The sequence below is a fragment of the Paenibacillus sp. GCM10027628 genome (assembly GCF_042676385.1).
Lineage (GTDB): Bacteria > Bacillota > Bacilli > Paenibacillales > NBRC-103111 > Paenibacillus_E.
In genome coordinates, this window is sequence record NZ_JBHTHA010000006.1 from 16,874 (window position 1) to 38,879 (window position 22,006).

Genomic DNA, 22,006 nt, shown 5'->3' on the forward strand with positions numbered 1-22,006 from the left:
ACCTCCTTATATATGTTTTTTCCTAGAATTCTAATCCTGCTTCACGAGCTGCGTCAGCCAAAGCTTGAACGCGTCCGTGATAAAGGTATCCGCCGCGGTCGAAAACCACTTTGTCAAAACCTTTTTCTTTTGCACGTTTTGCAATCAATTCGCCAACTTTACGAGCAGCTTCTACGTTACCACCGTTACCAACTTCTGCTTTCAGTTCTTTGTCCTGAGTCGAAGCGGATACTACAGTGACGCCAGTCGTATCATCGATCAATTGAGCGTACATGTGTTTGGAAGAACGGAAAATGTTCAACCGTGGACGAGCAGTTGTTCCTTCGATTTTCTTACGAACGCGAAGGTGTCTTTTCAGACGGGCTTTATTTTTATCGCCTTTAGTAATCATGAATACTTACACTCCTTTCATCATCTTATGATGCGAGAGCCATTACCCGCGATCTATCTAACTTACTTCTTCTTACCAGCTTTACCTTCTTTACGAAGGATACGTTCGCCTTCATACTTGATACCTTTACCTTTATAAGGTTCTGGTTCACGAACTGCGCGAACTTTAGCTGCAGTAGCACCTACTAATTCTTTATCAATTCCTTTAACGATGATCTTAGTGTTCGAAGGAACTTCGAACTCGATTCCGCTCTCAGGAGTGATTTCAACGGGATGGGAGTATCCAACGTTAAGAACCAGTTTGTCACCACTTTTATTAGCACGGTAACCTACGCCTACCAGATCCAAAGATTTCGAGAAACCTTCCGTTACACCGCTGACCATGTTGGCAACAACAGAACGTGTTGTACCATGCAAGGAACGGTGAAGTTTGTTATCGGAAGGGCGCTCAACGGAAATCTCGTTCTCGACAACGTTAACTTTCATATCTTTATGAAGTTCACGAGATAAAGTGCCTTTAGGGCCTTTAACTGTGATTACGGTATTGTCCAGTGTTACATTGACACCACTTGGAATGGTGATCGGCTTACGACCAATACGAGACATGTTTGCACCTCCATTCAATTACAATTGTATTACCAAACGTAGCAGATAACCTCTCCGCCAGCTTTGGATTGACGAGCATCTTTATCCGTCATTACTCCTTTGGATGTGGAGATGATGGCAATCCCTAATCCGCCCAGTACACGAGGGATTTCTTGTGATTTTGTATATACGCGCAGTCCTGGTTTGGAAATTCTTTTCAAACCGGAGATAACACGCTCATTGTTTGAACCGTATTTCAGGAACAAACGGATGATACCTTGTTTGCTATCTTCAACGTATTCAGCGTCACGGATAAATCCTTCTTTTTTGAGGATTTCAGCGATTTCCCTTTTCACTTTAGATGCAGGAATTTCAACTGTTTCATGACGTACGATATTCGCATTACGGATGCGTGTAAGCATATCTGCAATTGGATCTGACATGACCATTTGTGTAAACCTCCTTCCCGAAAATAGGGTGATTACCAGCTTGCTTTTTTAACACCTGGAATCTGACCTTTGTATGCTAATTCGCGGAAACAAATTCTGCAAATTTTAAACTTGCGAAGAACGGAATGCGGACGACCGCAACGCTCGCAACGTGTGTATGCTTGCACTTTAAACTTCGGAGCACGTTGTTGCTTGATTTTCATCGAAGTTTTTGCCACTTAATATTCCACCTCCTGAGGTAGGTACGGCTCGTTAACTATTTAACGAAAGGAGCGCCGAGTTGTGTTAAAAGCTCGCGAGCTTCTTCGTCGGACTTAGCCGTTGTAACGATAACGATGTCCATACCACGAACTTTATCAATTTTATCATACTCGATCTCTGGGAAGATCAATTGCTCTTTCAGACCCAGTGTGTAGTTACCACGGCCGTCAAAGGCTTTGTTGGAAATACCACGGAAGTCACGTACGCGTGGAAGCGTTACGTTGAAGAGTTTATCCAAGAAGTGATACATACGCTCGCCGCGAAGTGTCACTTTCACACCGATAGGCATATTTTCACGAAGTTTGAAACCCGCAATGGATTTTTTCGCTCTTGTTACAACCGGCTTTTGTCCTGCGATCTTTTGCAGATCTTCAACAGCAGCGTCCAGTACTTTTGAGTTCGAAACAGCTTCACCAACACCCATGTTGATGACGATTTTGTCGATTTTAGGTACTTGCATAACTGTTGTGTAGTTGAACTTTTGGATCAACGCAGGTGTAATTTCATTCAAATAACGATCTTTCATTCTTGCTGACATCTTTCAGTTGCCTCCTTTCCGTGCTTCTTGTATTAGTCGATGACTTCACCGGATTTTTTCGCTACGCGAACTTTAGTTCCGTTATCTAATACTTTGTAACCTACGCGAGTAGGCTTGCCGCTCTTAGGATCAATCAGCATCACGTTGGAAACGTGGATTGGAGCTTCTTGATTCAAGATGCCGCCTTGCGGATTTTGTTGGGAAGGTTTTGCATGTTTCTTAACCATGTTTACACCTTCAACCAGTACACGGTTTTCACGAGGGTAAGCAGCGATTACGCGGCCTTTCTTACCTTTGTCTTTACCAGTGATTACAAAAACCGTATCGTCTTTTTTCACGTGCAGTTTATTGTTATGAGACTCAAGTCTCTTTTTGGTTCTTGGCATTGTGTTCTACACCTCCTGAAAACTTACTTCAAAGCTCTATTAGATAACTTCTGGAGCCAAGGATACGATCTTCATGAAGTCTCTGTCACGAAGTTCACGTGCAACTGGTCCAAAGATACGAGTTCCGCGAGGACTTTTATCTTCCTTCACGATTACAGCTGCGTTCTCATCGAAAGAGATGTAAGAACCGTCTTTACGGCGAGCACCGCTCTTCGTACGAACGATAACTGCTTTAACAACGTCACCTTTTTTGACAACGCCGCCTGGTGTTGCTTCTTTTACCGAACAGATGATCAAATCACCAATGTGACCTACGCGACGACCTGTACCACCCAAAACACGGATACACATCAATTGCTTTGCACCGGAGTTGTCAGCAACCGTCAAACGAGTAAATGGTTGAATCATCGTATTCCCTCCTTTCGGGGTTCATGCCTGGATTTGTTAGATGATTACTGCTACTTCCACGACTTCAACCAGTCTCCAACGTTTATCTTTGGAAATTGGTCTTGTTTCCATGATTTTCACGGTATCACCAATTTTAGCTTGGTTGTTTTCGTCGTGAGCCTTGAATTTCTTCGTATATTTGATTCTCTTGTGATAGAGATCATGTTTTTTGTAAGTTTCAACAGCAACAACGATGGTTTTATCCATTTTATCGCTGACTACTTTACCGATCTGTACTTTACGCTCATTGCGTTCAGCCATCTAGGAACCCTCCCTTCTAGATTTGGTTACCCAATCCCCAATTCTCTTTCACGCAAAACAGTTTTGGCACGAGCGATCTCTTTACGCAAATCGCGGATTTGAGTCGGGTTGTCCAATTGACCTGTAGCTAGTTGAAAACGGAGGTTAAAGAGTTCTTCTTTAAAACCATTGACTTTTTGCTCGATCTCAGCAGTGGTTAAGTTGCGGAATTCACTAGCCTTCATTTGCTTCACCACCCACTTCGTCTCTCTTCACGAACTTCGTTTTGATTGGAAGCTTGTGAGCTGCAAGGCGCATTGCTTCGCGAGCAATCTCTTCGCTAACGCCAGCAAGTTCAAACAAAATTTTACCTGGTTTTACTACGGAAACCCATTTCTCCACGTTACCTTTACCGCTACCCATACGAACTTCAAGCGGTTTTTGTGTAATTGGTTTGGATGGGAAAATTTTAATCCATACTTTACCACCACGTTTGATGTAACGTGTCATGGCAATACGAGCAGATTCGATTTGACGGTTGGTTACCCAAGCCGGTTCCATCGCTTGCAGACCGTATTCGCCAAAAGCCACTTCCGTTCCGCCTTTAGCGCGACCTTTCATGTTACCGCGGTGTTCTTTACGGTGTTTTACACGTTTAGGTACTAACATGATTTAGTTTCCTCCTTCCGGCTGAGCCTTTTTCTTAGCTGTCGGAAGAACCTCTCCACGATAAATCCATACTTTAACACCAATACGTCCGTAAGTAGTGTGTGCTTCTGCAGTACCGTAGTCGATATCCGCGCGAAGTGTATGAAGTGGAACTGTTCCTTCGCTATATCCTTCCGTACGAGCGATCTCAGCGCCGCCAAGACGTCCGCTAGTTGCAACTTTAATACCTTTTGCTCCGGATCTCATTGTTCTTTGGATCGCTTGTTTCATTGCACGACGGAATGATACGCGGCGTTCCAGTTGAAGAGCAATTGCTTCAGCAACGAGGATTGCATCCAGATCAGGGTTTTTGATTTCAGAAATGTTGATGTGAACTTTTTTACCGGACAAACCAGCGATGTAGTTGCGAATTACTTCAACTTCCGCTCCGCCTTTACCGATAACCATTCCTGGTTTCGCAGTATGAATCGTTACGTTCACACGGTTAGCCGCGCGCTCGATATCGATGTGGGATACTGCAGAATCTTTTAATTTATTTTTCAAGTATTCACGGATTTTGACGTCTTCAAGCAGCAGAGTTCCGAAATCTTTTTCTGCGAACCATTTGGACTCCCAATCGCGAATAATACCGATTCTAAGACCTACCGGGTTTACTTTCTGACCCACACGTTATCCCTCCTTATTTCTCAGATACCACTAATGTAATGTGGCTGGTACGTTTTCTAATTGCGCTTGCGCGACCCATCGCACGTTGTTGGAACCTTTTCATTGTCGGCCCTTGGTTAACAAACGCTTGAGAGATCACTAATTTATTAGGATCTAACGAATAGTTATGCTCTGCATTGGCAATTGCGGAGTTCAGAAGTTTCTCCAGAATTGGAGAAGCTGCTTTAGGTGTGTGACGCAGAATCGCGATCGCTTCACCTACCGCTTTTCCCCGAATCAAGTCAATCACTAATTGTGCTTTACGAGGAGCAATCCGAGCGTGGTTCAAAATTGCTTTAGCTTGCATGGTAGTACCTCCTCTCGGTTAAAAATGCGATTAGCGTTTTCCGGTTTTCTTATCGTCGTCATGACCTTTGTAAGTACGAGTTGGCGCGAATTCACCAAGTTTATGTCCTACCATATCTTCAGTTACATAAACAGGCACGTGTTTTCTGCCATCATATACGCCGAAAGTGTGACCAACGAATTGTGGGAAAATTGTAGAACGACGGGACCAAGTCTTAACAACGACTTTCTTGCCGGAAGTGTTCAAGTCTTCCACTTTTTTCAGTAAGTATCCATCGATAAATGGACCTTTCTTTAAGCTGCGACCCATGGGTGTTCCTCCCTTCCTTGAACCTCACGATAATTAATGTATCCTAGATTACTTCGTACGACGACGTACAATGTATTTGTTGGATGCTTTGTTTTTCTTACGAGTTTTGTAACCAAGTGTCGGTTTACCCCATGGAGACATAGGTGATTTACGACCGATTGGCGCGCGTCCTTCACCACCACCGTGTGGGTGATCGTTAGGGTTCATTACAACCCCGCGGACTTGAGGGCGATTGCCTTTCCAACGGTTACGACCAGCTTTACCGATTTTCACGAGCTCGTGATCTTCGTTACCTACAGATCCGATAGTCGCGCGGCAAACTTTAAGGACTTTACGAACTTCACCGGAAGAAAGGCGAATCGTTACGTAAGTTTCTTCTTTACCAAGAAGTTGAGCTTCTGTTCCAGCGGCACGCACTAGTTGTGCACCTTTACCTGGTTTCAACTCGATGTTGTGGATAACTGTACCAACTGGAATGTTTTCCAAAGGCAGTGCGTTACCTACTTTAATGTCGGATTGTGGTCCGGATACGATTTGATCTCCTACTTTCAAGCCTTTAGGAGCAATGATGTATCTTTTCTCACCATCTGCATAGTTGATCAATGCAATGTTTGCGGAACGGTTAGGATCGTACTCGATTGTAGCAACGCGTCCTGGTATTCCATCTTTTGTACGTTTGAAATCGATAATCCGGTATTTACGTTTATGACCGCCACCGTGATGACGAACTGTAATTTTACCTTGGTTGTTACGTCCAGCTGTTTTGCTCAAAGGAGCGAGCAAGGACTTCTCCGGTGTAGATGTTGTGATTTCTTCAAAAGTAGAAACCGACATGGCACGTCTAGCCGGGGAGGTTGGTTTATATTTTTTTACTGGCACTCCGATTCCCTCCTTACTTTAAGAAATGTGTTATACGGATTCAAAGAACTCCAGCTCTTTGCTTTCAGCGCTCAGGGACACAATTGCTTTCTTCCATTCGGAAGTGTAACCAAAGTGACGACCGTAGCGTTTAGGCTTAGCAGGCATTCTGAGTGTGTTTACATTTGTAACTTTCACTTTGAAGATAGCTTCGATAGCTTGTTTAATTTCCGTTTTGTTTGCGCGAAGATCAACTTCGAAAACGTACTTTTTGTTAGCCATCAGGTCGCTAGTACGCTCAGTGATGATCGGGCGCTTGATAATGTCGCGTGGATTTTTCATTGTGCAAGCACCTCCTCTACTTTCTGTACAGCATCTTTCGTAATGATCAGTTTGTCATACAACATGACATCCAGAACATTGATTCCGTCAGCAGCGATAAATTTCACACCTGGAATGTTACGAGCGGAAAGAGCTGCGTTAGAATCGGTATCAAGACCAACTACTAATGCTTTTCTTTCAACTTTCAGGTTGTTCAAGATTGCTGCGAATTCTTTAGTCTTAGGAGCATCTAATTGAAGTTGATCCAAAACGATCAATTCATTATCAATGACTTTCGAAGACAAAGCGGATTTAATCGCCAAACGACGAACTTTTCTAGGCAGTTTGTAGCCATAGCTGCGAGGAGTCGGTCCAAATACTGTACCGCCGCCTTTCCATTGTGGAGCACGGATACTACCTTGACGGGCACGTCCTGTACCTTTTTGTTTCCAAGGTTTACGTCCGCCGCCGCGAACTTCAGAACGACCTTTTGTTTTATGAGTACCTTGACGAACAGCTGCTTGTTGAAGCAGAACCATTTCATGAATCGCATGCACGTGAGGCTCGATTCCGAAAACAGCATCAGACAATTCAACTTCGCCCACTTGCGCGCCTGTTACGTTATATAAAGCTACTTTTGGCATCAGTCTTCCTCCTTTCTTACTTTTTAACAGCAGATTTCACGCTTACGTAGCTGTTAGTAGGACCCGGAATGGAGCCTTTTACAAGCAATACGTTACGCTCAGCATCTACTTTGATGATTTGCAAGTTTTGCAAAGTTACAGTTTCGTTACCCATATGTCCTGGCAGGTTTTTACCTTTAGGAACGCGGTTCGCTTGAATGGAACCCATGGAACCTGGTCCTCTGTGATAACGGGAGCCGTGAGCCATTGGTCCGCGGGATTGGTTATGTCTTTTGATGTTACCTTGGAAACCTTTACCTTTGGAAGTACCTGTAACGTCAACGAATTCGCCTTCTGTAAACAGATCTGCCTTCAATTCCTGGCCAACTTCATAATCAGCCAACTGAACGCCGCGAATTTCTTTTACGTAGCGCTTAGGCGTTGCCCCTGCTTTTTTCGCATGGCCAAGCTCTGGCTTAATGATACGGCTAGCTTTTACATCATCAAAACCGATTTGGATCGACTCATAACCGTCGTTATCCACATCTTTCTTTTGGAGAACCACACATGGTCCCGCTTGAATGACAGTTACCGGAACTACGTTACCTTCCGCGGTAAACACTTGTGTCATCCCAAGTTTTTTTCCTAAGATACCTTTCATCGTTGACACCTCTTTTCCTTCCTAAACGTGTATTCTATAGTTGTTTTACAGTTTGATCTCGATGTCTACACCAGACGGCAAGTCCAGTCTCATCAAAGCATCTACTGTTTGTGGTGTAGGATTCACAATATCGATAAGACGCTTATGCGTACGCATTTCGAATTGCTCGCGCGAATCCTTGTACTTGTGCACCGCACGAAGAATCGTGATGATTTGCTTCTCAGTTGGAAGCGGAATCGGACCGGATACACCTGCACCGGAACGCTTGGCAGTTTCCACGATTTTCTCAGCTGATTGATCAATGATTCTGTGATCATAAGCTTTCAAACGGATACGAATTTTTTGCTTTGCCATATAAGTCCCTCCTTCTATCGCCCAATTTAGTATCGGACATACTCCGTGAAAATTCTCCGACTGCCTTCACCATGGCAAAGGATCCGGGTGTGTCGGCAACCTCTCACATCATCGCAACGTCACAGACCAACGTTTAATATTATATAAAATATGAAAAGCAAATGCAAGCAAAAGTTTAGGCTCATCCCCACAAAGTGAAGTCAACCTCCGCAGCATATACCTATTACTTTGTGGGGAGCCCCAAAGCCCACCTAAAAAAACACCCACCGCCTAAACGGTGAGTGTTTCTTCTATTATATAGAGATTACTTTTGAATTGTAGCAACCGCGCCCGCACCAACAGTACGTCCGCCTTCACGAATCGCGAAGCGAGTTCCTTCTTCGATTGCGATTGGGTTGATCAGTTCAACTGTAACAGTGATGTTATCACCAGGCATAACCATCTCAGTACCTTCTGGAAGAGTGATGATACCAGTTACGTCAGTTGTACGGAAGTAGAACTGTGGACGGTAACCAGTGAAGAAAGGCTTGTGACGGCCACCCTCTTCTTTAGTCAGTACGTAGATTTGTGCTGTGAAGTTCGTGTGTGGTTTAACTGAACCTGGTTTTGCAAGTACTTGACCACGCTCGATATCTTTGCGGTCTACACCACGAAGAAGGGCACCGATGTTGTCACCAGCTTGAGCGGAATCGAGCAATTTGCGGAACATCTCTACGCCAGTTACAACGCATTTACGAGTTTCTTCAGCAATACCTACGATTTCAACTTCGTCTTGTACTTTAACTGTTCCACGCTCTACACGACCAGTTGCAACAGTTCCGCGGCCTGTGATGGAGAATACATCCTCAACCGGCATAAGGAAAGGTTTGTCTGTTTCGCGCTCAGGAGTTGGGATGTAAGTATCAACTTGCTCGAACAGTTCAACGATTTTGTCAGCCCAAGGACCATCTGGGTTTTGAAGAGCTTCACGAGCTGCGCCGCGGATGATTGGAGTATCATCGCCTGGGAACTCGTACTCGTTAAGAAGGTCGCGAACTTCCATCTCAACCAGTTCAAGCAACTCATCGTCTTCAACCATGTCGCATTTGTTCAAGAATACTACGATGTAAGGAACGCCTACTTGGCGGGAGAGCAGGATGTGCTCGCGAGTTTGTGGCATAGGGCCGTCAGCTGCGGATACAACCAGGATCGCTCCGTCCATTTGTGCAGCACCAGTGATCATGTTTTTAACATAGTCAGCATGGCCTGGGCAGTCTACGTGTGCGTAGTGACGGTTAGGTGTTTCGTACTCAACGTGAGCTGTGGAGATTGTGATACCGCGCTCGCGCTCTTCTGGTGCTTTATCGATTTGGTCGAATGCTACTGCAGCACCACCGTATCTTTTGGACAATACAGTTGTAATAGCAGCAGTCAAAGTTGTTTTACCGTGGTCAACGTGACCGATAGTACCGATGTTAACATGCGGTTTGTTACGTTCAAATTTAGCCTTTGCCATTTTAAACGATTCCTCCTTAGAGTGACTATTAGTTTATATTAAGCGCCTTTGCCTTTTGCGATAATTTCTTCCGCAATCGACTTAGGTACTTCTTCATAGTGGGAGATTTCCATGGAGTAAACACCACGGCCTTGTGTTCTGGAACGAAGTGTTGTGGAGTATCCAAACATTTCGGACAGAGGTACTTTGGCACGGATGATTTGTGCTCCATGACGGTTATCCATACCTTCGATGCGTCCACGACGGGAGTTAAGGTCACCCATAACATCGCCCATGTACTCTTCAGGCACAGTAACTTCCACTTTCATGATTGGCTCAAGAAGAACCGGTTTACATTTTTCTTTCGCAGCTTTAAGCGCCATGGAACCTGCGATTTTGAACGCCATTTCATTGGAGTCAACATCATGGTAAGATCCATCGACAACTGTTGCTTTGATGTCCACGAGAGGGAATCCTGCAAGAACCCCGTTCTTCATGGATTCTTCGATACCCGCTTGAATCGGAGCGATATACTCTCTAGGAATCGATCCACCCACGATTTTGCTTTCGAAGACGAAGCCTACGCCAGCTTCTTGAGGTTCGAACTCAACCCAACAATGTCCGTATTGACCACGGCCACCGGATTGGCGAACGAATTTACCTTCAACTTTAGCTGCTGCACGGAACGTTTCACGGTAAGCAACTTGCGGTTTACCTACGTTGGTTTCTACTTTGAACTCGCGAAGCATACGGTCAACGAGGATCTCAAGGTGAAGCTCACCCATACCTGCGATAATCGTTTGTCCTGTTTCTTCGTCTGTGTGAGCACGGAAAGTAGGATCTTCTTCAGCAAGCTTTTGAAGAGCGATACCCATTTTATCTTGGTCAGCCTTCGTTTTCGGTTCAACAGCAAGCTGGATAACCGGTTCAGGGAAGTTCATGGACTCAAGGATAACTGGGTTTTTCTCATCACAAAGTGTATCGCCAGTAGTTGTATCTTTCAATCCAACTGCTGCTGCAATGTCACCTGCGTAAACATCGCTAATTTCTTGACGGCTGTTCGCATGCATTTGCAGAATACGACCAACGCGCTCACGTTTACCTTTAGTAGCATTAAGTACGTAAGAACCTGAACTCAATACACCAGAGTATACGCGGAAGAATGTAAGACGACCAACGAAAGGATCTGTCATGATTTTGAAAGCAAGCGCTGAGAACGGTTGATCGTCAGCAGACTTACGGATCACTTCAGTACCATCGTCAAGTACACCTTTAATATCTGGTACATCAATTGGGGATGGCAGGTAGTTAATAACTGCATCCAACATCAATTGAACACCTTTGTTTCTGTAAGAAGACCCTACGATAACTGGGAAGATTTTCACTTCGCAGACACCTTTACGCAGAGCTGCTTTAATTTCGTCGATTGTGAGTTCTTCACCTTCGAGATATTTCATTGTAAGCTCTTCATCAAGCTCAGCAACTTTCTCGATCAGTTCCAATCTCAATTCTGCGACTTTGTCTTTGAACTCAGCAGGCACTTCGACTTTCTCGATGTCCTTACCAAGATCGTCTTTGTACATATAAGCTACTTCTTCAACTAAGTCGATGATACCTTTGAACTCGTTCTCAGCACCGATCGGAAGTTGAATAGCAACTGCATTTGCACCAAGCTTCTGACGCATGGAGTCAACAACACCCAAGAAATCAGCGCCGATGATATCCATTTTGTTTACGTATGCGATCCGCGGAACGCCGTAACGGTCAGCTTGTCTCCAAACTGTCTCCGATTGCGGCTCAACGCCTTCTTTCGCACTAAATACGCCAACCGCTCCATCCAACACGCGAAGGGAACGCTCTACCTCAACGGTAAAGTCAACGTGCCCCGGGGTATCGATAATATTGATGCGGTGACCATCCCATTGCGCAGTCGTAGCGGCGGAAGTAATCGTGATTCCGCGCTCTTGCTCTTGCTCCATCCAGTCCATCGTAGCCGCACCTTCGTGCACCTCTCCGATTTTGTGAACTTTACCTGTATAGTACAGGATGCGCTCTGTCGTAGTCGTTTTACCGGCATCAATATGAGCCATAATCCCGATATTACGTGTGTTTTTTAAGGAGAACTCTCTAGCCATAGGTCGTTATGTCTCCTTTCAGTATTTGAATCTTAATTCTACCAACGATAGTGAGCAAACGCTTTGTTCGCTTCAGCCATTTTGTGTGTATCTTCACGTTTCTTAACAGAAGAACCCGTGTTGTTGCTAGCATCGATAATTTCGAAAGCCAATCTTTCTTCCATCGTCTTCTCACCGCGAAGACGGGAGTAGTTGACCAACCAACGCAGTCCTAATGTCGTACGGCGCTCAGGTTTAACTTCAATCGGAACTTGGTAGTTCGCTCCACCTACACGGCGAGCTTTAACTTCCAATACCGGCATGATGTTTTTGATCGCTTGTTCGAACACTTCCATCGGCTCTTTACCTGTACGATCTTTCACGAGGTTAAAAGCGTTGTATAAAATGGACTGTGCTACCCCTCTTTTTCCGTCGATCATGATGCGATTGATTAGACGAGTAACAAGTTTGCTATTATAAATCGGATCTGGCAATACGTCTCTGCGAGTAACTGGACCTTTACGAGGCATAGTTATCCCCCTTTCTTGAAAGGATCATCCCTATTGGTGATGTCTTATTTTTTAACTTTAGGACGTTTCGTACCGTATTTGGAACGGGATTGCTTGCGGTTGTTAACACCGGAAGTATCCAGGGCGCCACGAACGATGTGATAACGTACCCCCGGAAGGTCTTTTACCCTACCCCCACGAATCAATACAACGCTGTGTTCTTGCAGGTTGTGACCGATACCTGGAATGTAAGCTGTCACCTCAACGCGGTTCGTTAAACGAACACGAGCATATTTACGAAGTGCGGAGTTAGGCTTCTTAGGAGTCATTGTACCTACACGAGTGCAGACACCACGTTTTTGAGGAGCGCTCAAATCCGTTGCTTCTCTTTTCAAAGCGTTAAAACCTTTTTGCAAAGCTGGGGATTTGGATTTATCCACCTTCGCTTGACGACCTTTACGTACTAGTTGGTTAATTGTTGGCATATCGCCACCTCCTCCCTACATGTATAACCTTATTGCTTCTTGCAAGCCCACAGATCCAGGCGAGTCGTAAATGAGCAAATGAAAAGTCTTTGCCACGAACACGAACCAAGTTTCAAAGAACTTATGCCTCAATGTCCGGTAACAAAAACGTCTTTGAGTTTATTCATTTACAACAGCTGCTACCGCAGCTCCAACTTCAATTCCACAAGCTTTACCTAGCATCTTCATAGAATCCACATAGGTGACCGGTGTGTCCATCTTCTTACAGAGGCTTACCAGCTTTATCGTTAATCGCGGATCTGCATCTTTGGCAACAAAAACTTCGACGGCCTTACCTTGTTCAACCGTCTTCGTTGCTTTCTTCGCGCCAACACTTATATTCTTCGCCTGTTTGACTTTATCATAAGACATAAAGCTCATCCTCCAAAGCGCAGGAAAGAATAGTAACTTAGGCACACTACGATATATTAGCATTTTGAATATAGAGTGTCAAGAAATTACTTGCACCTTCATCAAAACTTCATAAACAACAAGTGAACGGGAAAGCGCACATTCATCGAAGTGGCTTTCCCGTACGACTTATTTATTCATTATTCTACAGCAACGGTCTCTTTTTCCAAATCTTCATCCGCTACCAATTCCTCATTAGGATCCGTAATACGGATGTTCCGGTATCGCGGCATCCCCGTACCAGCAGGAATCAGCTTACCGATAATGACATTCTCTTTAAGACCTAGCAATTGGTCTACCTTACCTTTAATAGCAGCATCGGTCAAGACACGTGTAGTCTCTTGGAAGGACGCAGCGGAAAGGAAGGAATCTGTTTCAAGAGAAGCCTTAGTGATACCGAGCAAGATAGGTCTTGCGACCGCAGGCTCGTTACCTGCGAACAGAGCTACTTTGTTAGCTTCTTCATATTCATGAATGTCAACAAAGGAACCTGGAAGCAGCGTTGTATCTCCTGCGTCAACGATACGGATTTTACGAAGCATTTGGCGAACCATAACTTCGATATGCTTATCGTTGATTTCTACCCCTTGGTTACGGTAAACGCGCTGCACTTCTTGCAGAATGTAGTTCTGCACGCCGCGAATACCTTTAATGCGAAGCATATCCTTCGGATCGATAGATCCGTCTGTCAGCTCGTCACCGGCTTCAATGTGCTGGTTCACGGACACACGTACGCGGGAACCGTAAGGAACAGCATATACTTTGGACTCGGCTTCGCCTTGGACTTCGATTTCACGACGGTCCTTAGCTTCGCGAATTTCTTTGATTACACCGTCGATTTCGGAAATGATGGCCTGACCTTTCGGATTCCGGGCTTCGAAGAGCTCCTGAATACGCGGCAAACCTTGCGTGATATCGTCTCCGGCAACACCACCGGTATGGAACGTACGCATCGTCAGCTGCGTTCCTGGCTCACCGATGGATTGAGCCGCGATAATACCTACAGCTTCCCCGATTTCTACGAACTGACCTGTAGCCAAGTTACGGCCGTAGCATTTTTTGCAAACACCATGGCGGGAACGGCAGCTTAAGACCGAACGAATTTGCAGTTTTTCAATACCTGCATCGATAATAGCGTCAGCAATGCCAGCTTCAATGAGTTCATTGCGCTGTACAATCACTTCGCCTGTTTTCGGATGACGGAGCGTTTCAAATGCGTAGCGACCTTCAATACGGTCGTAGAGATCTTCAATAACCTCTTTACCATCTTGAATTTTGCTAACCGTAAAGCCTTTATCTGTACCGCAATCTTCATCGCGGACAATGACATCCTGTGCAACGTCAACGAGACGACGAGTCAAGTAACCGGAATCCGCTGTACGAAGCGCCGTATCGGCAAGACCTTTACGGGCACCGTGCGTGGAAATAAAGTATTCCAAGATCGTCAGACCTTCACGGAAGTTCGATTTAATCGGCAACTCCATGATTTTACCGGATGGATTGGCCATCAGACCACGCATACCGCCAAGCTGTGTAATCTGCGATTTGTTACCCCGTGCTTTGGACTCCACCATCATGTTGATCGAGTTGTATTTATCGAGGGACTTCATCAAGATCTCAGTGATTTCATCCTTCGCTTTACTCCAGATCGCAATAACACGGTCATAACGCTCTTCATCGGTAATCAAACCGCGACGGTATTGGTTGGTAACAACGCGCACTTTTTCTTCGCAATCCTTGAGAATTGCTTCTTTTTCCGTAGGAACAACAACGTCAGAGACCGCAACGGTGATACCCGCTTTAGTCGAATACGTAAACCCGAGTTCCTTGATTTTATCAAGAATCATCGAAGTTTGCGTTGTATGATATTTACGGAAGCATTCAGCAATGATGGAACCCAAGTACTCTTTACCAACCGCTTTGTTCTCACTGCGATCTAACATAATTGCTCTTAGATCTGCACCTTTTTCGAAAACAAAGTGAGAGTCTGGAATACCGTTCAACAGGTTCGTCTTTGTCGGTTCATTGATGAATGGGAAATCACTTGGGAAGATTTCATTGAAGATAATTTTCCCGATTGTAGTAATCAGCACTGCATTTTGCTGCGCTTCTGTAAAGCTCGTTTTATTCAAAGCTCTAGCAGGAATTGCAACTCTTGCATGCAGGGCCATTTTCCCGGACTGGTAAGATGAAACTGCTTCATTCACAGTTCTAATAATAGAGCCTGCGCCTTTAGCAAATTTGTTATCAGTCGTTAGGTAGAAGCTTCCCAAGACCATGTCCTGTGAAGGCGTAACGACCGGTTTACCGTCTTTAGGGTTCAAAATGTTCCCGGAAGCCAGCATCAGCACGCGTGCTTCAGCTTGCGCTTCGGATGAAAGCGGTACGTGGACGGCCATTTGGTCACCGTCGAAGTCGGCGTTGTACGCCGTACAAACGAGCGGATGCAATTTGATGGCGCGGCCTTCAACGAGAATCGGCTCAAACGCTTGAATCCCGAGTCTATGCAGTGTGGGGGCACGGTTCAAGAGAACTGGGTGCTCCTTAATTACTTCTTCGAGAACATCCCATACATCCGGACTTACGCGTTCAACTTTACGTTTGGCGCTTTTGATGTTATGAGCCAATCCTTTATTCACAAGCTCTTTCATTACGAAAGGTTTGAACAGTTCTAATGCCATTTCCTTAGGAAGACCACATTGGTACATCTTCAGGTTAGGACCTACAACGATAACGGAACGACCAGAGTAGTCTACACGTTTACCGAGCAAGTTTTGACGGAAGCGTCCTTGTTTACCTTTCAGCATATGGCTGAGGGATTTCAAAGGACGGTTACCAGGACCTGTAACCGGACGGCCGCGACGGCCGTTGTCGATTAACGCATCAACCGCTTCTTGCAGCATCCGTTTCTCGTTTTGCACGATGATGTCTGGTGCTCCCAGATCGAGCAATCTTTTGAGACGGTTGTTACGGTTGATAACGCGGCGGTACAGATCGTTCAAGTCGGAAGTCGCGAAACGACCGCCGTCAAGTTGAACCATCGGACGAAGCTCAGGCGGGATAACCGGAAGTACATCCAAGACCATCCAACCCGGCAAATTCTTGGAGTTACGGAATGCTTCCATAACTTCAAGACGTTTGATGGCGCGGTTACGACGCTGACCTTGCGCAGTTTTCAACTCTTCTTTGAGCGTATCCACTTCACGATCGATATCGATATCCATCAACAGTTTTTTCACTGCTTCTGCACCCATACCGGCTTGGAACGCATAACCGTATTTCTCACGGTAGCTGCGGTATTCTTTTTCCGACAACAGCTGTTTCTTTTCCAGAGGCGTATCCCCTGGATCCGTTACAACGTAGGAGGCAAAGTAGATGATTTCTTCCAAGGATCTTGGAGACATATCGAGCGCTAGACCCATACGGCTCGGAATACCTTTAAAGTACCAAATATGGGATACAGGAGCAGCCAGCTCAATGTGACCCATGCGTTCACGACGAACCTTTTGACGGGTTACTTCTACGCCGCATCGGTCACAAACGACGCCTTTATAACGGACGCGCTTGTATTTACCGCAATGACATTCCCAATCTTTCGTAGGTCCGAAGATCTTTTCACAGAAAAGACCTTCTTTCTCAGGCTTTAAAGTTCTGTAGTTAATCGTTTCCGGCTTCTTTACTTCCCCACGGGACCAAGAGCGAATTTTATCGGGTGATGCCAAGCCGATTTTCATAAACTCGAAGTTGTTAACGTCCATCAAGGAGCAACCCTCCTTTAAGAATTTAAACCATACTGTGCATTGAATCGTGCTCGATCTATAACGACTAAGATTATTCGACTCCTAATTCGGATCCTTCTAAATTCAAGTTCAATTTATCGCTGGTGACTTCATCGTCGTCATCCATTTCTTTCATTTCGATCTCTTCTTCGTTGCCGGAAAGGATTTTGACGTCCATTCCCAAGCTTTGAAGCTCTTTGATCAAAACTTTGAATGACTCTGGTACACCAGGCTCCGGAACGTTCTCGCCTTTAACGATGGATTCGTAAGTTTTCACACGACCCACAACGTCATCAGACTTAACGGTAAGGATTTCTTGCAGTGTATAGGCAGCTCCATAAGCTTCAAGTGCCCATACCTCCATCTCCCCGAAACGTTGTCCACCGAACTGCGCTTTACCACCCAGCGGCTGCTGTGTAACGAGCGAGTAAGGACCTGTGGAACGGGCATGGATTTTATCGTCGACCATGTGCGCCAGTTTGATCATGTACATGACACCAACCGTAACTTCACGTTCGAACGATTCGCCTGTACGACCATCGTACAGAAGTGTCTTACCGTTTCGCTGCATACCTGCTTCTTCCATCGTGTCGAAGACGTCATACTCACGCGCACCGTCGAATACCGGAGTTGCTGCGTGAATACCCAAGAATCTGGATGCCATACCTAAGTGAACTTCAAGCACTTGACCGATGTTCATACGCGATGGAACCCCGAGAGGATTCAGTACGACTTCAACCGGCGTACCATCCGGCATGAACGGCATATCTTCCTCAGGAAGGATACGTGCTACGACCCCTTTGTTACCGTGACGTCCGGCCATTTTATCACCCTCGGAAATTTTCCGTTTTTGAGCGATATAGACACGAACGAGTTGGTTCACACCAGGAGGCAGCTCATCGCCGTTCTCACGAGTAAATACTTTAACGTCGACAACGATACCGTCAGTACCATGCGGCACGCGAAGGGATGTGTCACGAACCTCACGAGCCTTCTCACCAAAGATCGCATGTAGCAATCTTTCTTCCGCAGTCAGTTCGGTTACACCTTTAGGTGTTACTTTACCGACAAGGATGTCGCCTGCACCGATTTCGGCACCGACGCGGATAATTCCACGCTCGTCAAGATTTTTCAAAGCGTCTTCCCCGACGTTAGGAATATCACGAGTGATCTCTTCAGGTCCGAGTTTCGTATCACGAGCTTCGGACTCATATTCCTCGATATGAATCGAAGTATATACGTCTTCTTTAACCAGTTTTTGGCTTAGCAGGATCGCATCCTCGTAGTTGTAACCTTCCCAAGTCATGAAGGCAACGACAACGTTACGACCAAGCGCCAATTCGCCTTGCTCAGTGGAAGGACCATCAGCAAGAATGTCGCCCACTTTAACCAGTTGACCTTTTTTCACAATCGGACGTTGGTTAATGCAAGTACCTTGGTTGGAACGCATGAATTTATGCAATTTATATTTCACGATATTTCCGTTAACAAGCTTACCATCTACCATCTCTTGACGGCGCAGCCAGATTTCATTCGCAGCCGCTTTTTCAATAATTCCGTCAAATTTGGATACAATACATACTCCTGAGTCCTTAGCAACCTTATGCTCCATACCAGTACCTACAAGAGGTGCTTTAGGGATAAGGAGAGGAACCGCTTGACGCTGCATGTTGGATCCCATAAGTGCACGGTTGGAGTCATCGTTCTCAAGGAACGGAATGAGCGCCGTCGCGACGGAAACAACTTGCTTCGGAGATACGTCCATGTAATCGACACGTTCAACCGGTAACGTTAAGTTATCATCTTTGTAACGAACGATAATTGAATCCTCAACGAATTTACCTTCTTCGGTTAACTCGGCATTCGCCTGAGCGATAACGTAGTTATCCTCTTCGTCGGCAGTAAGGTAAGCGATTTGATCGGTTACGATACCCGTCTTCGGATCCACCCAACGATACGGAGCTTCAATAAAGCCATACTCGTTGATGCGGGCGAATGTCGACAAGGAGTTGATCAAACCAATGTTCGGACCCTCCGGAGTCTCAATCGGACACATACGGCCATAGTGAGAGTGATGCACGTCACGAACTTCCATACCTGCGCGCTCACGCGTCAAACCGCCGGGTCCGAGTGCGGACAGACGACGTTTGTGCGTCAGCTCAGCAAGCGGATTCGTTTGGTCCATAAATTGCGAGAGCTGGGAACTACCGAAGAACTCTTTAATCGACGCAATCACAGGACGAATGTTGATCAAAGCCTGCGGCGTAATCACGTTCGCGTCTTGGATGGACATCCGTTCACGCACAACGCGCTCCATACGGGATAAACCGATACGGAATTGGTTTTGCAGCAATTCGCCGACAGAACGAAGACGACGGTTACCCAAGTGATCGATATCGTCTGTATTTCCAATACCATGCAATAGATTAATGAAATAGTTAATGGATGAAATAATATCGGCAGGCGTGATGTTTTTCACGGATTTATCAATAACACCGTTGGAGATAACCTTCACGACTTTGCCGTCTTCATTTGGTGAGTATACATTAATGCACTGAACCGGGATGCTATCCGCTTCTGTCACGCCATTCGGGATGGAGAACTCTTTAAATCCAGCACCCTTCTCAATATAAGGCAGGATTTCATCCAGCGTACGACGGTCAAGCAATTGACCGGCTTCAGCGATAATTTCACCTGTTTCCGCATCTGCTAATGTTTCAGCCAGACGTTGATTGAACAATCTATTCTTGATATGAAGTTTCTTATTGATTTTGTAACGGCCGACATTCGCCAAATCATAACGCTTTGGATCGAAGAAGCGAGCTACAAGCAAGCTTCTAGCATTATCAAGCGTAGGCGGCTCACCCGGACGAAGACGCTCATAGATTTCGATCAACGCTTTTTCCGTAGAATCCGTGTTGTCTTTGTCGAGCGTGTTGCGGATATATTCATCATCGCCAAGCAGATCGAGAATCTCAGCATCTGTACCGAAACCTAATGAACGAAGCAGTACGGTGACTGGGATTTTGCGCGTACGATCGATACGAACATAAATGATATCCTTCGCATCCGTCTCAAGTTCCAACCATGCGCCGCGGTTCGGAATGACAGTAGCTGTATAAGTTTTTTTGCCGTTTTTATCCACTTTCGTGCTATAATAAACACTGGGTGAACGAACGAGCTGGGAGACGATTACACGCTCCGCACCGTTGATAATGAAAGTTCCCGTATCGGTCATAATAGGGAAATCCCCCATGAACACTTCTTGTTCTTTGACCTCACCGGTTTCTTTATTAATCAAACGGACTTTGACTCTTAACGGCGCCGCATAGGTTACGTCGCGTTCTTTGGATTCATCAACCGAATACTTAGGCTCACCCAAGCTGTAGTCAATAAACTCCAGTACCAGGTTACCCGTAAAATCCTGAATCGGGGAGATATCCTGAAACATCTCTCTGAGGCCCTCTTCCAAAAACCACTCATACGATTTTTGCTGGATCTCAATCAGGTTTGGAATACCCAGCACCTCATTAATACGTGCATAAGTCCTGCGTTTACGTCGTCCAAATTGAACAAGATGTCCCGCCAACTTTCATTCACCCCTCAAGTCTACTCAATAAATAAAAAGAAAGAAGAAAAACTTCTACCGACGTACACTCAGGACGCCTCCGATATTGGAGCCCGTCCGAATCAAGCGACTGTATGGATGGAGGTTTTTCTCTGTTGATCGACAAGACTTTTCCATATATTTCTTCTCATCCTGTTAGAGTTGCCCAAAATTCAAACATTATACGTTACAGTTTAAAATTTTATGCATCTCGGATGAAAAAAAGACTTGACATTTTTGTTAACTAAAGACATGTGTCCCATCTTAATACTGACATTTTTCAATGATACCACATATAAAATGTCAAGTCAAACAAATTTCCTCGAAAATCATTCATTACCTCTTTGTTGCTTTAAGGATTCTGTACCCTTTATCTTTGGAGACCTCAACAACATCTCCATAAATCGCTTCAAGCTTCGCCATCGCGGAAGGAGCCCCTTGTTTTTTCTGAATAACAACCCAAATCGATCCGCCTTCATTCAAGCAATCATAGGCATCCGCAAAAATGCGATGCACTACTTCCTTACCGGCTCGAATAGGCGGATTCGTTAATACCACATCGAATTTGTGTTCTTGCACTTGCTCCAGCAAATCACTTTGCAATATCGTTACATTAGAAATTCCATTGCGCTTTGCATTATCAATTGAGAGTTCAATCGCTCTCTCGTTGATATCTACCATAGTCACATGACCTTTCGGGCACATTAGCGCAGCACTAAGGCCAATGGGACCGTAGCCGCATCCCACATCTAATACATTTGCATCCTCTTGAAACTCCATCGTTTCAATTAAATGCTTGCTCCCATAATCGACACCTTTCTTCGAAAAGACGCCGGCATCCGTTGTAAACGTCATCTCCCGACCGCGCAACTTCTCTTTCATCGTATGGAGATCCCGCTGCACAGTAGGACGCTGTGTGTAATAGTGCTCTGACACGTTATGCACTCCTCCTTCACTTTTACCACTAGGAAAACCACCGACCAGAATGAATTAACAACTCGGTAAGCTTTCCTATGAGGTAAAATCTCAAATTCGTTAAAAGAACCTCTTGAAGTTTAGCTTCAAGAGGTTCTCTATATGACAAGATTACTTCACTTCTACAGTAGCGCCAGCTTCTGTAAGTTTTGCTTTGATAGCTTCTGCTTCTTCTTGGCCAATTTTTTCTTTGATTGGCTTAGGAGCGCCGTCAACCAGGTCTTTCGCTTCTTTCAGGCCAAGACCTGTGATTTCGCGAACAACTTTAATTACGTTGATTTTGGATGCGCCAGCGTTAGTCAAGATTACGTCAAACTCAGTTTGAGCTTCTTCAACTGCTGCTGCGCCGCCTGCTACTACAGCTACTGGAGCTGCCGCAGTTACGCCGAATTCTTCTTCAATTGCTTTAACCAGATCGTTCAATTCCAAAATAGTCATGCCTTTGATGGCTTCCAAGATTTGTGCGTTACTCATGGTTAAACCTCCGTTATCATTAATAGATTTGTTTGT

The 22,006-nt window shown here is 45.3% G+C and carries 27 protein-coding genes; all 27 read right to left on the bottom strand.

The genetic code is table 11. The features are described 5' to 3' along the window. Positions 1 to 22: 22 nt before the first annotated feature. Positions 23 to 391, bottom strand: coding sequence for a 50S ribosomal protein L18 (gene rplR, locus ACFQZT_RS09245; RefSeq protein WP_379298916.1), 369 nt, complete (start codon positions 389 to 391; stop codon positions 23 to 25). 62 nt (positions 392 to 453) lie between these two features. Further along, on the bottom strand, positions 454 to 996 hold the full coding sequence (rplF, locus tag ACFQZT_RS09250; protein WP_379298918.1) for a 50S ribosomal protein L6: 543 nt from the start codon (positions 994 to 996) through the stop codon (positions 454 to 456). 29 nt (positions 997 to 1,025) lie between these two features. Beyond that, complete coding sequence (gene rpsH, locus ACFQZT_RS09255) at positions 1,026 to 1,424, bottom strand: 30S ribosomal protein S8 (protein WP_029196454.1); 399 nt, start codon at positions 1,422 to 1,424, stop codon at positions 1,026 to 1,028. 32 nt (positions 1,425 to 1,456) lie between these two features. Then, the gene (locus tag ACFQZT_RS09260) at positions 1,457 to 1,642 is read right to left on the bottom strand and encodes a type Z 30S ribosomal protein S14 (protein ID WP_113022649.1); all 186 of its coding nucleotides are present in this window, start codon (positions 1,640 to 1,642) and stop codon (positions 1,457 to 1,459) included. 38 nt (positions 1,643 to 1,680) lie between these two features. Further along, positions 1,681 to 2,223, bottom strand: a complete 543-nt coding sequence (gene rplE, locus ACFQZT_RS09265) for a 50S ribosomal protein L5 (RefSeq protein WP_379298921.1) — start codon at positions 2,221 to 2,223, stop codon at positions 1,681 to 1,683. Positions 2,224 to 2,255: 32 nt separating this feature from the next. Further along, positions 2,256 to 2,609 (bottom strand): 50S ribosomal protein L24, encoded by a 354-nt coding sequence (gene rplX / locus ACFQZT_RS09270; protein ID WP_223193041.1) that lies wholly within the window; start codon positions 2,607 to 2,609, stop codon positions 2,256 to 2,258. Positions 2,610 to 2,648: 39 nt separating this feature from the next. Next, positions 2,649 to 3,017, bottom strand: coding sequence for a 50S ribosomal protein L14 (gene rplN, locus ACFQZT_RS09275; RefSeq protein WP_188178376.1), 369 nt, complete (start codon positions 3,015 to 3,017; stop codon positions 2,649 to 2,651). Positions 3,018 to 3,053: 36 nt separating this feature from the next. Next, positions 3,054 to 3,317: a 30S ribosomal protein S17 gene (gene rpsQ / locus ACFQZT_RS09280; protein ID WP_188178377.1), complete on the bottom strand. Its 264-nt coding sequence runs from the start codon at positions 3,315 to 3,317 to the stop codon at positions 3,054 to 3,056. A 26-nt stretch (positions 3,318 to 3,343) separates the two neighbouring features. Continuing rightward, positions 3,344 to 3,541: a 50S ribosomal protein L29 gene (gene rpmC, locus ACFQZT_RS09285; protein ID WP_134756089.1), complete on the bottom strand. Its 198-nt coding sequence runs from the start codon at positions 3,539 to 3,541 to the stop codon at positions 3,344 to 3,346. Continuing rightward, the gene (gene rplP / locus ACFQZT_RS09290) at positions 3,531 to 3,965 is read right to left on the bottom strand and encodes a 50S ribosomal protein L16 (RefSeq protein WP_188178378.1); all 435 of its coding nucleotides are present in this window, start codon (positions 3,963 to 3,965) and stop codon (positions 3,531 to 3,533) included. Before rplP ends, rpmC begins: the two co-directional genes overlap by 11 nt. Positions 3,966 to 3,968: 3 nt before the next feature. Further along, positions 3,969 to 4,631: a 30S ribosomal protein S3 gene (rpsC, locus tag ACFQZT_RS09295; protein ID WP_188178379.1), complete on the bottom strand. Its 663-nt coding sequence runs from the start codon at positions 4,629 to 4,631 to the stop codon at positions 3,969 to 3,971. 13 nt (positions 4,632 to 4,644) lie between these two features. Then, positions 4,645 to 4,977: a 50S ribosomal protein L22 gene (rplV, locus tag ACFQZT_RS09300; protein WP_379298926.1), complete on the bottom strand. Its 333-nt coding sequence runs from the start codon at positions 4,975 to 4,977 to the stop codon at positions 4,645 to 4,647. A gap of 30 nt (positions 4,978 to 5,007) precedes the next feature. Beyond that, positions 5,008 to 5,286: a 30S ribosomal protein S19 gene (rpsS, locus tag ACFQZT_RS09305; protein WP_188178381.1), complete on the bottom strand. Its 279-nt coding sequence runs from the start codon at positions 5,284 to 5,286 to the stop codon at positions 5,008 to 5,010. 48 nt (positions 5,287 to 5,334) lie between these two features. Continuing rightward, positions 5,335 to 6,165 carry a 50S ribosomal protein L2 gene (gene rplB / locus ACFQZT_RS09310; RefSeq protein ID WP_379298928.1) on the bottom strand — a complete coding sequence of 277 codons (831 nt, stop codon included), beginning with the start codon at positions 6,163 to 6,165 and terminating at the stop codon, positions 5,335 to 5,337. 30 nt (positions 6,166 to 6,195) lie between these two features. After that, positions 6,196 to 6,486, bottom strand: a complete 291-nt coding sequence (gene rplW / locus ACFQZT_RS09315) for a 50S ribosomal protein L23 (RefSeq protein WP_188178383.1) — start codon at positions 6,484 to 6,486, stop codon at positions 6,196 to 6,198. Beyond that, on the bottom strand, positions 6,483 to 7,109 hold the full coding sequence (gene rplD, locus ACFQZT_RS09320; RefSeq protein ID WP_379298929.1) for a 50S ribosomal protein L4: 627 nt from the start codon (positions 7,107 to 7,109) through the stop codon (positions 6,483 to 6,485). Before rplD ends, rplW begins: the two co-directional genes overlap by 4 nt. 16 nt (positions 7,110 to 7,125) lie before the next feature. Beyond that, on the bottom strand, positions 7,126 to 7,749 hold the full coding sequence (rplC, locus tag ACFQZT_RS09325; RefSeq protein WP_379298931.1) for a 50S ribosomal protein L3: 624 nt from the start codon (positions 7,747 to 7,749) through the stop codon (positions 7,126 to 7,128). A gap of 45 nt (positions 7,750 to 7,794) precedes the next feature. Beyond that, positions 7,795 to 8,103: a 30S ribosomal protein S10 gene (gene rpsJ / locus ACFQZT_RS09330; protein WP_028557496.1), complete on the bottom strand. Its 309-nt coding sequence runs from the start codon at positions 8,101 to 8,103 to the stop codon at positions 7,795 to 7,797. 304 nt (positions 8,104 to 8,407) lie between these two features. Further along, complete coding sequence (gene tuf, locus ACFQZT_RS09335; RefSeq protein WP_379298933.1) at positions 8,408 to 9,598, bottom strand: elongation factor Tu; 1,191 nt, start codon at positions 9,596 to 9,598, stop codon at positions 8,408 to 8,410. A 38-nt stretch (positions 9,599 to 9,636) separates the two neighbouring features. After that, positions 9,637 to 11,712, bottom strand: a complete 2,076-nt coding sequence (gene fusA / locus ACFQZT_RS09340; RefSeq protein ID WP_379298935.1) for an elongation factor G — start codon at positions 11,710 to 11,712, stop codon at positions 9,637 to 9,639. A gap of 38 nt (positions 11,713 to 11,750) precedes the next feature. After that, positions 11,751 to 12,221: a 30S ribosomal protein S7 gene (gene rpsG / locus ACFQZT_RS09345; RefSeq protein WP_134756067.1), complete on the bottom strand. Its 471-nt coding sequence runs from the start codon at positions 12,219 to 12,221 to the stop codon at positions 11,751 to 11,753. A gap of 44 nt (positions 12,222 to 12,265) precedes the next feature. Further along, positions 12,266 to 12,685: a 30S ribosomal protein S12 gene (gene rpsL, locus ACFQZT_RS09350; RefSeq protein WP_379298938.1), complete on the bottom strand. Its 420-nt coding sequence runs from the start codon at positions 12,683 to 12,685 to the stop codon at positions 12,266 to 12,268. A gap of 159 nt (positions 12,686 to 12,844) precedes the next feature. Then, complete coding sequence (locus ACFQZT_RS09355) at positions 12,845 to 13,096, bottom strand: ribosomal L7Ae/L30e/S12e/Gadd45 family protein (protein ID WP_379298940.1); 252 nt, start codon at positions 13,094 to 13,096, stop codon at positions 12,845 to 12,847. Between the two features lie 179 nt (positions 13,097 to 13,275). Then, a complete protein-coding gene (gene rpoC / locus ACFQZT_RS09360; RefSeq protein WP_379298942.1) occupies positions 13,276 to 16,896 on the bottom strand; it encodes a DNA-directed RNA polymerase subunit beta' in 3,621 nt (1,206 codons plus the stop codon). Between the two features lie 70 nt (positions 16,897 to 16,966). Then, a complete protein-coding gene (gene rpoB / locus ACFQZT_RS09365) occupies positions 16,967 to 20,503 on the bottom strand; it encodes a DNA-directed RNA polymerase subunit beta (RefSeq protein ID WP_379298944.1) in 3,537 nt (1,178 codons plus the stop codon). A 354-nt stretch (positions 20,504 to 20,857) separates the two neighbouring features. After that, positions 20,858 to 21,457, bottom strand: a complete 600-nt coding sequence (locus ACFQZT_RS09370) for a class I SAM-dependent methyltransferase (protein ID WP_379298946.1) — start codon at positions 21,455 to 21,457, stop codon at positions 20,858 to 20,860. A 150-nt stretch (positions 21,458 to 21,607) separates the two neighbouring features. After that, positions 21,608 to 21,970 carry a 50S ribosomal protein L7/L12 gene (gene rplL, locus ACFQZT_RS09375; RefSeq protein ID WP_379298948.1) on the bottom strand — a complete coding sequence of 121 codons (363 nt, stop codon included), beginning with the start codon at positions 21,968 to 21,970 and terminating at the stop codon, positions 21,608 to 21,610. Positions 21,971 to 22,006 lie beyond the last annotated feature (36 nt).